Consider the following 12,750-nt stretch of genomic DNA (forward strand, 5'->3'; position numbering starts at 1 on the left):
CGCTTCGCAATGAAAATGGAAGCGGATCCTTCGGAGCGTCGTCAGACTGACCCGCGTCGTCAAACTGACCTGAATGGTTACTGGCAGAAAAGAACTAGGGCGATGGATTCGATCACCGACGTATTAGCGCGTAGCAGCGAGGGCGAAAGCAGCGAGACTGATCGTCTGTTTTCGCTGATGTACGACGACTTGCGTCGGTTGGCCGGAAAATTTTTGCGGAACGAGCCGGCTCGTGATCGCCTGAGTTCGTCGTCGCTGGTGCACCAGGCTTATGTTCGGATGGTGGACCAGTCGCGGGTCAATTGGCAGGGAAAGACGCACTTTTTTGCCATCGGCGCCACGGTGATGCGGCGCATCTTGGTGGATCACGCACGCAAGACCCGCGCCAACAAACGCGGCGGCAATTGGCAGCGCCGTGAGTTGACCGACGAGGTCACGTTTCATTTGCATCGCGATGACGACGTGATGGCGTTGGATGATTTGTTACAGACGCTGGAAAAGTTGAATCCACGCCAGGCGAAGATCGTTGAACTGCGATTCTTTGGCGGGCTGACGATGCGTGAGATTGCTGCCGAAGTGAATTTGGGGCTTCGCACCATCGAAAAGGAATGGGCCATGGCGCGGGCTTGGATGCGCCGTGAACTTCGCCAAGGCTTGCCCGAAGATGAAGCGGATGCCGCCGGATCATCGACGGAAGATACCCCGCCAGTCGATGCCTGATGGATGCCGATCGTTACGCTCGGGTCCGCGACCTGTTTTTAGCGGCTGACGAATTGCCGCCCGACCAACAAGAAGCCTGGGTTCGGTCGAACTGTGGCGGCGATGACTCGTTGGTGCAGGAAGTCATGTCGTTGTTGGCCGAACACGACATCGATTCGGCTCGCGCCGAGGGTGAACGAAGCATTGACCTCAGTCAGTCGTTGGCCGCGGCGGGCGGCGATGCCGAATCGACGCCATCGTTTCCCGCACCGTCTTTGCCGCCAAGCGACGACCAGGGAACCAAACGAGGGCCCGCCAAAGTCGCCGGAGGTAAGCCAAAAACACGAACCGGCAGCAGCGATACGGATCGTGGACAGATCACTCGCGTCGGGGCGCAACGTACCCAAGCGGTTCCGCGTTACGGATCAGGACGCCGGACCAAACGCGGCAGTGGTGGCGGGACAATGCCGCCGCCCAACACGGTGTTGTGGGTTCACCAGACTCGCAAAGCCCGACGTCGCAATTCCTGGTGGTTGTTGTTGGCGTTGATCATCCCGACCTGCTTGGTCGGCTGGCTGACGTATCGCAACGTCGCATCGCTGTTGCGCAAAGAAGTCCAAAATGATCTGGAGGGTCTGGCGGACGGCCTGTTGCGATCATCGGCGCGGTTCTTGGACAACCGCGTCCAACTGGTCGAATCATGGGCTCGCGCCGAAGAGGTCCGCGAATGCGTGGTCAAGTTGGTTGGCATTGCCCGCGGTGACGATCCGGTGGATTCACTAAGGTCTGCACCGGAGATCGACACGATCATGCAGCAACTGCAATATCTGTCCGGTCGCGACGATATCAAGTTCGTCGTCTGGGATCGCACCGGTATGACGTTGGCCAGTTGGTTGCCCGATCGCGCCGACGTGGGCAATCCGATTGTTCAGGACCAAGCCAATGGGCTGGCCAAAGTGTTTCGTGGCCAGTCGATCATCTATGGGCCCGAACGGATGGTGGAATCCACCGAGGGCTTTGTGCCGGAAACCGACCGGCCTGTGATGGCACCGATCGTGCCGGTCCGTGATGACAACGGAAAGATCATCGCGGCGCTGTTGGTTCGCGGTTTTGAGATGTTCGACGACTTCAACCAAGTCTTCAGCGAAACCGCTCGGGTCAGCGGGACCGACGTCTACGCGGTCAATCGTGACGGCATCATGGTTTCGGAAAGCCCCTATGCGGTGGCCGCGGCGCGACGCGGTGATTTAAAAGTGGATCCCGACGAGATCAGCGCGGTGATGCGTGTCAGCGAGATCTTGCGGGCCGATGACGATGATCCTTTTTCCCGCATGGTCGAACCGCTGACTTATGCTGCGGCGCGAGCGTCCAAGGGACGGACCGGCATGCGGATGACGCCTTACGAAAGCTATGCCGGACATCATGTGATCGGTGCGTGGCGTTGGATGCCGCGATGGCAACTGGCGATCTTGGTGGAAGAGCCGGCGGACAAAGCGTTCGCCGCGGCGGGGATCGTACGATTCGGCTTTTTGTCGCTGGGCGGACTGTTGACGGTCGCCGCGTTGGTTACCGCCAGTCTGATTGCGCGGCGGTCGGCATTGAACGAAGCCGTGCTGCACCCGCTAAGTCGTTACGAGATCTTGGGCGAATTGGGCAGCGGTGGCATGGGCGTGGTTTATCGGGCAAGGCATCGACAGCTGGGCCGCGATACGGCGCTGAAGGTTTTACGAGGCGATCGCCGCAGTCGTGAAGATCAACAGCGTTTCGATCGCGAGGCCCGGTTGGCCGCCACGTTGTCCAGCCCGCACTGCGTGAAGATTTACGATTACGGCAGCAGTCCGGACGGCGAAGCTTACTGTGTGATGGAGTTTCTGGAGGGGCTGACGCTGTACGAAGTCGTCGCCCGCAGCGGCCATCAAACGTTCGGACGAACATTGTTCATCTTGCGGCAAATCTGTGACGCCATCGGCGAAGCGCACGGCAAAGGGTTGTTGCACCGTGACTTGAAACCTCAAAACGTGATCCTGTCGCATGACGCGGCGGTCGGTGATTGGGCGGTGGTGTTTGATTTCGGTCTGGCCAAACCGGTCGACCCCACCGGCGATGTGTTCAATACGTCCGAAACGATCTGGTCGGGCACGCCGATGTACATGGCCCCCGAACGTTTTCGGTCTCCCGAATCGGCCGACCCGCGATCGGATATCTATGCGATCGGCTGCATCGCCTATTTCTTGTTGTCGGCGCATCCGCCGTATGCGGAATGTGACCCCGAATCGATGTTCGCATTGATCTTGAACGAGAAACCGATCCGCATGAGTACGCATCGTGGTGAATCGGTGCCGCCGGAACTGCGTGAATTGGTCGAACGCAGCATGTCAAAATCGTTGGAACGCCGTTTCCAATCGGTCAGTGAATTGGCCGAAGCGATCGATCGATTGCGAGTCTTTTATCCATGGACCAGTGAGAACGCGGACGTCTGGTGGCAAGTTCACGGGGCTGAGTTTCTGGACGGCGGCAATTTTCGGCCGGATCAGATCGACCTATGAACGATCGAGAAAAGCCTGAATCATCGGGCAGGCATCGCTCGGGCGGGCAGCCCAAAGCGAATTGCGATTCGGGGTCTGGGCAAGGCGATTCGGCTTCCTGGAAGGGCGTTTTGCTGGCCGGTGGCGATGGGACTCGACTGGCTCCGCTGACCGTTGCGGTCAGCAAGCAATTGATGCCGATCCACGACAAGCCGATGATCTATTATCCGCTGTCGACGCTGATGTTGGCGGGGATTCGCGACGTCTTGCTGATTTGTAAGCCGGAACAACGCCCGCTGTTCCAGCGGCAGTTGGGTGACGGAACGGCGTATGGAATTCAAATCGATTACGCGGTCCAACCGCGGGCCGATGGGATTGCCCAATCATTACAGATCGCATCGGATTTTTTGGCCGGGCATCGTTGTTGTCTGATCTTGGGCGACAACCTGTTTTATGGCGATGGTCTGGTCGGCCATTTGCAATCGGCGATGCGTCGCTGTCGTGGTGCATCGGTGTTCGCTTATCGCGTCCAAGATCCGGCCCGCTATGGTGTCGTACGTTTCGATGAATCGGGCAATGCGGTTTCTTTGACCGAAAAGCCCGATCGACCCGAATCGGACTTCGCCGTTCCCGGGATCTATTTTTACGATGATCGGGTCAGTGAATTGGCGGAGCAGCTACAGCCATCACCGCGCGGCGAATTGGAGATCACGGATCTGAACCGACGGTACCTGCAAATGGGTGACTTGACGGTCGAACCGATTGGCCGTGGGACGGCGTGGTTGGACATGGGCACGCACGACAGCTTGCGGGAAGCGGGCAGCTTCGTCGCCACGATCGAACATCGCACGGGGCTGAAGATCGCTTGTCTGGAAGAAGTCGCGTTTCGACAAGGCTGGATCGATGCCGCGAAACTGCGAAGCCAGGCCGATCGCTTCGCATCCAGCCAGTACGGCCAATACCTGCGCCGGATCGCCGACGAAGGGACTTTGGGAACGTCTTAGTCGGCCAGCGGGATGACGTCGACCGTCGGCCGTTTCAGCGTTTTGCGAATGGTCTGCTTCACCGACGTCTGTGCCAAGCGTGAAACGTGTCGCCAGCGACCGGCCATTCCAGGGGCTTCCAAGCGGACGTCCATCACGCGACGCGGTTGGCCGTGCAGCCGTGATTTGTACTGTTCGTCGCCACGCATGAAATCCACGCCACGATAACCTTGCTGGTGGGCGTGACGCAGCATGAACATGTTCAGCGTTTTACCCGGCTGGACCTTGGACAGTTTCAGATCCGCACCGGTGCAATAACAATACGCTCTTTCGTCGTCGCCGATCAGCGAAAGCGACGCGGCGATGGTTTGGTCATCTTGGCACAACGCCAACAGTGACAAGCGATCTTGGTGCAGTGCAAGTTCGGCCACGCGATGAATGAAACGTCGCGACGTCGCATCGGCAAAGCTTCCGGGGAAACCTGCGGCGACCCAGCGGTTTTGATGCAATCGAATCAGGTCGTCCAAGATCGAACGCACGTCGTCAATGTTCTGGGCGAATCTCGCGTGCAGCGTTTCGCTTTGGTCAAAGTCACGCAACAGTTTGCGGTGATGGTGACGGTGCTTGCGTGAAAACTTCTTCAGGTATTCGTCGAACGATTCGGCACATTCGACGAACCAAGTACTCATTCTTGATTCGCGATGCACCGACACCCCGCGCCGGGCCAATGCACGTAGCAAGGATTCCATCCGCAGATCGCCTTCGACGACACCGTCGATTTGGATCGAATGCCACCGCGACGAAGGTCCCGCTGTCGTGTCGGCCAAGAAACCGGCCATGGCATCGATCACGTCATCGGTGTGATCGGGGGCGGCCAGGACGGAGACGTGGTCGGTACACGTGTTGCCGTCGGCCATGTTGTGAAGCGAATGCGGCGACGCGTCGTCATGGTACAGCGGTAACGCGCCGAACAGTTTCCCGGCTTCGTCACGAACGACCAGCGTCCGGCAATGACGATTGCCCGCCAAGTGGTCCCACCAAGGTGCCAACCACAAGGTTTGACCGAACGGGGTTCCGTTAGTCATGCGGTCCCAAGCGTCACGATCGTGCATCAAGCCGTCGAAGTGATCGCACCAGCAAGCGGATAGCTTTCCTTCGATTGCGTCGGCGTCCGGGCCGCTGGGAAACGGCAAGATGAAATTGGCGGGCGTCGAAAACGTGGGCGTGGTGGAAGACGCGGGCATCGTGAATTCGATTGGGGCAGACGGTTGGCGATTGCGTTCGTTTGGGCCGCAGAATCAGTGCCCGGAATCCGATCGTTTTGCCGGTCAAGATGGACCGCATCAGAGACACAAATGGGGCCGGGGCAATGGTAAGCTAGGTCACCCCGGTGGGACGCATCACGCGAAAAACACCGGCCGAGTCGCTTGTTCACCTATCGCAAACTTCATCGACCATCCCACCGGAAACTTCGATATGACCGTTAAATTCTGTTGCCGCGTCTGGGCGGTGTTTGCCGTCGGATTATTGGCCACATCGCCTGTGTTTGCCGATTCTTGGCCGGGGTTTCATGGCCCCGATGCGCGGGGGATCGCACCCGAAGGCCAACTGCCATTGTTGGGTGAATCGACGGAGCCGATCTGGGCACAAACGCTGGGGTCCCGCGATGTGGGATCGCCGATCGTGGTCAATGACCGTATCTATCTGCTTCGCAGCGATCCGCAGGCCGCGATGATTTCGCTGGATTGTCGCAACCTTAGCGACGGCGAATTGGTTTGGTCGGTGCCGAAGCCACAACAGGTCTATCACTTGCACCTGAGGAACACGCTGGCGTCGGCCACTCCGGCGGCCGACGACGACCATCTTTACTGGGCGTACAGCGACGGACGTCACACCTGGTTGATCGCCACGGGGTATGACGGACAAGAAGTTTGGACGCGAGATTTTGGACGCTGGCAAAGTCAACACGGTTTTGGGACCAGTCCGTTGGTCGTCGGCGATCAAGTCGTGTTGTTTTATTCGCAACAAGCGGAACAGTTAAAACCGGGTGACCAACCCGGTCAAAGTCGAATGATCAGCGTCGACCGAGCGACCGGCGAAACACGCTGGGAAACCGAACTTGCGTCGACACGCACCAGTTATGGCGTTCCGGCGATCGTACGTGACGACAACGGACGTCCGACGATGTTGGTTGCTGCCAACACGGGCAACGGCATCTTTGGGCTGGATCCGTCCGACGGACGATTGTTGTTCGACAGCGATGTTTTTGACAAACGTTGCTGCAGTTCCCCCTTGTTGTTCGGCAATCTGGCGATCGGTACCTGCGGCAGCGGTGGTGGCGGGAATCAATTGGTTGCGGTCGAACTGCCGTCACCCGGATCAAGCGATTTGGGACCCGACGCAAAAGCCAGGGAAGTTTATCGTGTGACCAGCGGCGCACCTTATGTTCCGACATCGGTGATTTCCAACGGCTTGATGTTTGCCGTCGACGATCGTGGGATCGCCAGTTGTATCGACGCCAAGACGGGAAAGACGCAAAAACGACAACGTTTGGGTGGCAATTATGGTGCTTCGCCGATCTTGGCCGGTGACCGTTGGTTGGTGATCAGTTTGGACGGTGTCGCCACGGTGATGTCGGCGGATCAGGAAATGTCGGTGCTTTCGACCAAAGAGTTGGGGTTGCCCGTGGGCGCGACGCCGGCGATCGCAGATGGACGATTGCTGATTCGCGCCGGTGATCAACTTTTGTGCTTCGATGCGGATGCAAACTGAAACCAGTGCATGTCATGGTGTCATCGCTGTAACATACAGAAAAACTTGTTTCGTCCGCACAATCGTCACAGTCGGTACCGGTCGACGAAGCGTCAACAGAATCGACGCTGGATGAAAGTTACGATCCCGACAGTCGGTACACATGGCCGAATGACTATCTTGCTGGCGAGGGTCAACCATGTGGAGGACCCGACGCTTCGCAACCGAAAGGGGCTGTCGATGCAACGTCACGGTGGGTGATGTGACGATGTGAACGACAGTAACTTTGCGTTTTTTGGTGAAGGCGGCGAGTCCACGTGTCCAACGCGTTGACTCGCCGTCTTTTTTTATGCGCCGACCGCACCGCGATCGCGTTCTGACTTCGTTGCTGGGTATTCGTTATTCGGGAATCGGGAACGGGTTTTGATATCCGGGCGTGTCCCCGAAATTGATCCCGAGCGCGCGAGCCGACATGACGGCCGAACCGTTAGGGTCGACGGTGCGGATCGAATCCACCGCATCGGCGATCGGAACGCTGACGATGTCGGGCGGGTCAAAGCTGACCATCTGGCCGAATTTTTTCTGTAACACCAAGCGAACCGCGTGAGTCCCGAACATCGTCGCCAGGACGCGATCAAACGTCGTCGGGCCGCCGCCACGTTGCAGGTGTCCCAAGACGACACAGCGGACTTCCTGTTTGATACGCCGACTAAGTTCGTCGGTGACCACGTGGCCGATGCCGCCGAGTCGTGTCTGTAGGTTGCCACTGGCTTCACCCGACGCGACCATCGATCCGTCCGGCAAATTGGCCCCTTCGGCAACGACCACCAAAGTGAACTCTTTCCCCAATTGTTTGCGTTCGTCGATCTTGGCCAGGATGTTGTCGTATTCCCAAGGGATCTCGGGCAGCAGGATCACGTCCGCACCACCGGCGATGCCACCGTGCAAGGCAATCCAACCGGTGTGGCGTCCCATGACTTCCATAACCAACACGCGTCGGTGGCTGGCCGCCGTCGTATGCAAGCGGTCCAACGCATCGGCACAACACAGCACGGCACTGTTGAAGCCGAACGTGTACGCGGTGGATGACAAATCGTTGTCGATCGTTTTGGGGACGCCCACGACCGGCAAACCGGCTTCATGAAACTGCAATGCGGTCGATAACGATCCATCGCCGCCGACACAAATCAGGCCTTCCAGTTTCAATTCGTCAAAGGTGGCACTGACTTTCTTGATCAATTCGGGAGCGATCTCGGCGCGGCCGGAAACACCGACGCGGGCCGCAAAGCGACCACGATTGGTGCTGCCCAGAATTGTTCCACCCATGGTCAAGATGCCTTGAGTGTTCTGTGGCGTCAGCTTGCGATAGCGGATCGGATCGATCAGCCCCTCGAAACCGTCTTCGAACCCGAAGACTTCATAGCCCTGCCAATACGCCGTCTTGGCGACCGCACGTAGTACCGCGTTCAGCCCCGGGCAGTCGCCGCCGGAGGTCAACACGCCGATGCGAGGGCGATGAATACTGACCTGTTCGTTTTGCATTTTCAAAAACCTTTACCGATCGAACGTTTCGGTGTTTCCTGTTTCGTGTTGTGAACTGGAATCACGCTATCGTGCCTGCGGTCGTCCACGCACCGGCGCACAGTTTTAACGATTCTGAGGATGTTAAAAGATGGGCTCGCCCATTTGGGTGTACGCTCGGGCCTGCAGTAGGTGAAGTTGGGCCGCGTAATCGTCAAATTCGGCAGCACTGAATGGCTGTTGTGGGGTACCGCAAGTTTTGAATCCATTTGGTGACACCTGTGGCAAAACGTCGCCAAGAATAACTGTGACGGGACGACGATGCCGCATCGGTTTCCCCTGCTTCCCCACATCCGAGACGCTCGCGACCAACTGCCCTCCCTAACCTGGTCGTGTTCATCATCGCGGTATTGTCGTTTCGTTAATTTCTGCTCGATTTAAACCGTGTTCCAACTTCTTTCCCCCCCTGCCTTGGCACCGGTTTGATTGCCGATACGCGTCCGCCCCGCCTGTACCGGACGCGTGTCGGCATCCGAGCGGCTGAATGCATGATCAGGTGGCGTCTTTCAAGACGCGATGATTCTGCATTGGGTTGCTGTTAGCGATGACGCGACTATTGACGAGTGCTTTGGATCCAAAGGGCGATCCGGTGCAACAAGTTGTCATCGACGGGGTCGTTGTGATTCCAATCTTTGACTTCGATGAATTGCCGCCGCGTGCTGGTCAATTCCGATTCCAAGTTACGCGCGTGTTTGATCGGAACGATGCCGTCTTTGTCGCCGTGAAGCTGTAGGATCGGGCCGTCAAATTCCTTTAGGCGTGCGACCGAATCAAAGCGTGTTTTCATCAGCCAACGGACCGGCAAAAACGGATACATACCGGCGGCAACATCGACCAAGCGGTCGAACGATCGTTCCAGAATGACGCCGGCGACCGGACGACGCTGGGCCACCGCAGCGGCGCATCCACCGCCGAGTGACGATCCATATACGATGATGTCATCGGGCGCGATGTTGAATTCGTCGCACATTGCATCGACCGCGGCCAGCGAATCATCGACCAGCTTTCGTTCACTGGGACGATGACCGTCTTCGTTGTAGCCGCGATATTCGGCGGCCAGAACGGTGCACGATGTTGCGTCGGACAACCGCTGGATGAATCCGCGATTCCAAATGGCTTTGTTGCCGTTGCCGTGAAAATAGATGATGTATCCTCCGCCATCGTGACGGACCAACTGGCCCGTGATCGTCACGTCGTCGGTCGATGGATATTCAAATGGCGTGGCGGAACTTGGCGATGACTGCCAGTCTTTCAGATCGTTGGGCTTACTGGCACCAGGAAAAACAAGATAGGATTCCAGCATGAGCATCGCGGTCAGCACAACAACATAGGAAACAAGGACCACGGCGGTGATGCGTCGCCAAACCGGACGACGCTTCGGATGCACTGATGATTCAGCCGTGTTGGTTTCAATGGCCGACATGCCGGCATCGTCCTTGGTGGGCGGAATGAATCAGTGTTCGATGAAGCGGTTCGGCGGTACTGGGGCCCCATCCAGTCGTCCGAAATTCACGTCCCGCGGGCGTCCGCTGTCGGCCGCGTGGGTGGTGCCCGATAAGGATGACCCGATAAGGATGAACAGAGTAACAACTGATCCGATTGCCGACGAGTCTCTGATCCGGTGCTGGCGTGCCGGGCGGATCGTGATGCGCAGCGGACGTTTGGAACACATCGCCCGTCGAAACGGTTGGATTCCCGTCTCGGTTGCCCAAGTTTGGTGGCAGGCTAAATTTGCACGTCCCGACGGCGACGTTTGCCATCTGGACTTTCATTCCCCACGCGGCATGTCGGGCGTGTTGACGCTGGACTTTGTGTTGGCCGGACGTGGGGCGAAGCTATCGACGGTGCTGGGCGCCGGACACGTACTGAACTGGGTCGCACGTTCACGTGGTGCTCTTGTGATCGTCGCCCACGTTTCCAACGCCTCGATCACCGCACCGATGCTCCGGCGTTTGGGCTGGGAACCGCAGGGCGATGGTCCGTCGACGTCACAATGGATCCGCCGTTTTTACGACGGCTATCCGCCGATCCCGATGGATCGGTATTTGAATTCCGGGCCCGGCAAGGCTTAGGGTCGCCGGACCGAAAGGCTGACGCGGCGAATCAGTCTTCTTCGCGAAGCTTGGCCAGCGCCGACAGGTCTTCCAGCGTGCTGGTGTCGCCGACGACTTCCCGGCCCGAGGCGACATCACGTAACAAGCGTCGCATGATTTTCCCGCTGCGGGTTTTGGGCAGCGTCGCGGTGAAGCGGATGTCATCGGGTTGGGCCAGGGCACCGATTTGTTTGCGAACGTGTTGGCGAAGCTCGTTGCGTAATTCTTCGTTCGGTTCGACATCGGCGACGGTGACAAAGGCGGCGATTGCCTGGCCTTTCAAGTCGTCCGGACGTCCGACGACGGCCGCTTCGCAAACCGCGTCGTGGCTGACCAACGCACTTTCGACTTCGATCGTGCTAAGCCGGTGACCGGAAACGTTGATCACGTCGTCGATGCGGCCCATGATCCAGTAATAACCGTCGCCGTCTTTGCGTGCGTTGTCGCCGGTCAAGTATTTTCCGGGGACCGCCGACCAGTACTGGTCGACGAAGCGATCTTCGTCACCCCAGATGCCGCGAAGCATGCCCGGCCAAGGCTGGCCCATCAACAGCATGCCGCCGTGTTCGGCGTCGACGTCATTGCCGGCTTCATCGACGATGACCGGAACGACACCGGGCAGGGGGCGGGTGCATGATCCCGGCTTGGTGGCGGTGATTCCGGGCAACGGACTCATCATGATGCCGCCGGTTTCCGTCTGCCACCACGTGTCGACGATCGGACATTTTTCATTGCCGATCTTGCGGTGGTACCACATCCAAGCTTCGGGGTTGATGCCTTCGCCGACGCTGCCCAACAAACGCAGCGATGATAGGTCGTGTTTGTCGACGTGTTGATCGCCCCATTTGATGAAGGCACGAATGGCCGTCGGTGCGGTGTAAAGAATCGTGACTTGGTACTTTTCGACCAGTTCCCAAAACCGATCTTCGGCCGGATAGTTCGGCGCGCCTTCGTACATCAAGCACGTCGCGCCGGCGGCCAACGGACCGTAAACGATATAGCTGTGTCCGGTGATCCAGCCACAATCGGCGGTGCACCAATAGATGTCATCGTCGTGATGGTCGAACACCCACTGGAACGTTCGCTTGGCCCACAAGTTGTAACCGGCGGTGGTGTGCCGAATGCCTTTGGGTTTCCCGGTGCTGCCGGACGTGTAAAGGATGAACAGGGTGGTTTCGCTGTCCAGCGGCTCGGCGGGCAAATCGTCGGACTGGCCGTCGACGATATCGTGCCACCAAACGTCGCGGCCCTCGGTCATCGGAACGTCGTCTTGGGCGGTGCGACGCAGCACCAAACACTTTTGAACGGTCGGCGATTTTGCGAGCGCTTCGTCAACGGTTTTCTTCAGCTCCAAGACCTTGCCGCGGCGATGCAGACCGTCGGAGGTCACCATCAACTTGGCACTGGCGTCGTTATTGCGGTCGGCGATCGATTCGGCACTAAAGCCGGCAAAGATCACACTGTGGATGGCCCCGATCCGTGCACAGGCCAGCATCGTGATGGCCAATTCCGGTGTCATTGGCATGTAAATGCTGACGACGTCGCCCTGTTGAACGCCCAGTTCCTGCAGTGCCGCGGCCGCCTTGCAGACTTCGGACAACAACTGGCGATAGGTCAACGTGCGGGTGTCGCCCGGTTCGCCTTCCCAGATGATCGCCGTGCGATCGCCACGACCGGCGGCGATGTGCGCGTCCAAGCAGTTATAGCTGGCGTTGGTCTTGCCGCCGACGAACCATTTCGCGTGAGGCGCTTCCCACTGCAAGACTTCGCCAAATGGTTCGAACCAGTGCAAGTGCTCGTTGGCTTCTTCACGCCAGAAGGCTTCCGGATCATCCTTGGCCCGCTGGTACATGTCCTGGTACTGCTGGTCACTGCGGATGATCGCGTCGGCGGTGAATTCCGCGGGCGGTGGGAACAGACGGTCTTCGATCAGGACGTGGTCGATGCTGGCGTTGGCGGCAGGGTCTGTCATGGGCTAAGTGGCGACCGATAGGCGGGAAACAATGCGGGATGAATTGCCGCAGTTTACCGCGCGCCGTTGCCCGTGCGTAGCCAGCAGTCCCGGTTCGCCGCCCGGCAGTGCTTTCGTCGGGCAGACCCAGTATCGCTCCACACGGA

9 protein-coding genes are annotated in these 12,750 nt (G+C 58.5%); 5 read left to right on the forward strand and 4 right to left on the reverse strand.

Translation table 11 applies throughout. From position 1 onward, the window contains the following. The first annotated feature begins 102 nt into the window (after window positions 1-102). From Mal65_RS11425 to rfbA, 3 genes are read left to right on the forward strand one after another with little or no spacing between them, the layout of a single operon-like run. Window positions 103-720 carry a sigma-70 family RNA polymerase sigma factor gene (locus tag Mal65_RS11425; RefSeq protein WP_145297407.1) on the forward strand — a complete coding sequence of 206 codons (618 nt, stop codon included), beginning with the start codon at window positions 103-105 and terminating at the stop codon, window positions 718-720. Further along, window positions 720-3,245 (forward strand): serine/threonine protein kinase, encoded by a 2,526-nt coding sequence (locus tag Mal65_RS11430; RefSeq protein ID WP_145297410.1) that lies wholly within the window; start codon window positions 720-722, stop codon window positions 3,243-3,245. The genes Mal65_RS11425 and Mal65_RS11430 overlap by 1 nt, the downstream gene beginning before the upstream one ends. Next, the gene (gene rfbA / locus Mal65_RS11435; RefSeq protein ID WP_145297413.1) at window positions 3,242-4,228 is read left to right on the forward strand and encodes a glucose-1-phosphate thymidylyltransferase RfbA; all 987 of its coding nucleotides are present in this window, start codon (window positions 3,242-3,244) and stop codon (window positions 4,226-4,228) included. Before Mal65_RS11430 ends, rfbA begins: the two co-directional genes overlap by 4 nt. On the opposite strand, the gene Mal65_RS11440 is transcribed toward rfbA, so the two are convergent. Next, a complete protein-coding gene (locus Mal65_RS11440; RefSeq protein WP_145297417.1) occupies window positions 4,225-5,451 on the reverse strand; it encodes a GNAT family N-acetyltransferase in 1,227 nt (408 codons plus the stop codon). The two genes, rfbA and Mal65_RS11440, sit on opposite strands and share 4 nt — an antisense overlap. 232 nt (window positions 5,452-5,683) lie before the next feature. Here Mal65_RS11440 and Mal65_RS11445 point away from each other — a divergent pair, with 232 nt between their 5' ends. Beyond that, the gene (locus tag Mal65_RS11445; RefSeq protein WP_145297419.1) at window positions 5,684-6,979 is read left to right on the forward strand and encodes a BamB-related PQQ repeat family beta-propellar protein; all 1,296 of its coding nucleotides are present in this window, start codon (window positions 5,684-5,686) and stop codon (window positions 6,977-6,979) included. 378 nt (window positions 6,980-7,357) lie between these two features. On the opposite strand, the gene Mal65_RS11450 is transcribed toward Mal65_RS11445, so the two are convergent. Both Mal65_RS11450 and Mal65_RS11455 read right to left on the reverse strand, forming a co-directional pair. Next, a complete protein-coding gene (locus tag Mal65_RS11450; RefSeq protein WP_145297422.1) occupies window positions 7,358-8,500 on the reverse strand; it encodes a 6-phosphofructokinase in 1,143 nt (380 codons plus the stop codon). A 592-nt stretch (window positions 8,501-9,092) separates the two neighbouring features. After that, window positions 9,093-9,962 (reverse strand): alpha/beta hydrolase, encoded by an 870-nt coding sequence (locus Mal65_RS11455; RefSeq protein ID WP_145297438.1) that lies wholly within the window; start codon window positions 9,960-9,962, stop codon window positions 9,093-9,095. A 151-nt stretch (window positions 9,963-10,113) separates the two neighbouring features. Here Mal65_RS11455 and Mal65_RS11460 point away from each other — a divergent pair, with 151 nt between their 5' ends. Then, complete coding sequence (locus Mal65_RS11460; RefSeq protein ID WP_145297441.1) at window positions 10,114-10,611, forward strand: hypothetical protein; 498 nt, start codon at window positions 10,114-10,116, stop codon at window positions 10,609-10,611. A 31-nt stretch (window positions 10,612-10,642) separates the two neighbouring features. Here the strand turns inward: Mal65_RS11460 and acs are convergent, their stop codons facing one another. After that, entirely contained in the window at window positions 10,643-12,604 is a 1,962-nt protein-coding gene (gene acs, locus Mal65_RS11465) for an acetate--CoA ligase (RefSeq protein WP_145297444.1), read from the reverse strand. Window positions 12,605-12,750 lie beyond the last annotated feature (146 nt).

The organism is Crateriforma conspicua (assembly GCF_007752935.1).
GTDB lineage: Bacteria > Planctomycetota > Planctomycetia > Pirellulales > Pirellulaceae > Crateriforma > Crateriforma conspicua.

Excerpts from the sequence above, each read along its gene's own strand:
- Mal65_RS11430 (WP_145297410.1), top strand. The coding sequence starts at position 720 with ATGGATGCCGATCGTTACGCTCGGGTCCGCGACCTGTTTTTAGCGGCT.
- Mal65_RS11445 (WP_145297419.1), top strand. The coding sequence starts at position 5,684 with ATGACCGTTAAATTCTGTTGCCGCGTCTGGGCGGTGTTTGCCGTCGGA.
- acs (WP_145297444.1), bottom strand. The coding sequence starts at position 12,604 with ATGACAGACCCTGCCGCCAACGCCAGCATCGACCACGTCCTGATCGAA.
- rfbA (WP_145297413.1), top strand. The coding sequence starts at position 3,242 with ATGAACGATCGAGAAAAGCCTGAATCATCGGGCAGGCATCGCTCGGGC.
- Mal65_RS11460 (WP_145297441.1), top strand. The coding sequence starts at position 10,114 with ATGAACAGAGTAACAACTGATCCGATTGCCGACGAGTCTCTGATCCGG.
- Mal65_RS11425 (WP_145297407.1), top strand. The coding sequence starts at position 103 with ATGGATTCGATCACCGACGTATTAGCGCGTAGCAGCGAGGGCGAAAGC.
- Mal65_RS11440 (WP_145297417.1), bottom strand. The coding sequence starts at position 5,451 with ATGCCCGCGTCTTCCACCACGCCCACGTTTTCGACGCCCGCCAATTTC.
- Mal65_RS11450 (WP_145297422.1), bottom strand. The coding sequence starts at position 8,500 with ATGCAAAACGAACAGGTCAGTATTCATCGCCCTCGCATCGGCGTGTTG.
- Mal65_RS11455 (WP_145297438.1), bottom strand. The coding sequence starts at position 9,962 with ATGTCGGCCATTGAAACCAACACGGCTGAATCATCAGTGCATCCGAAG.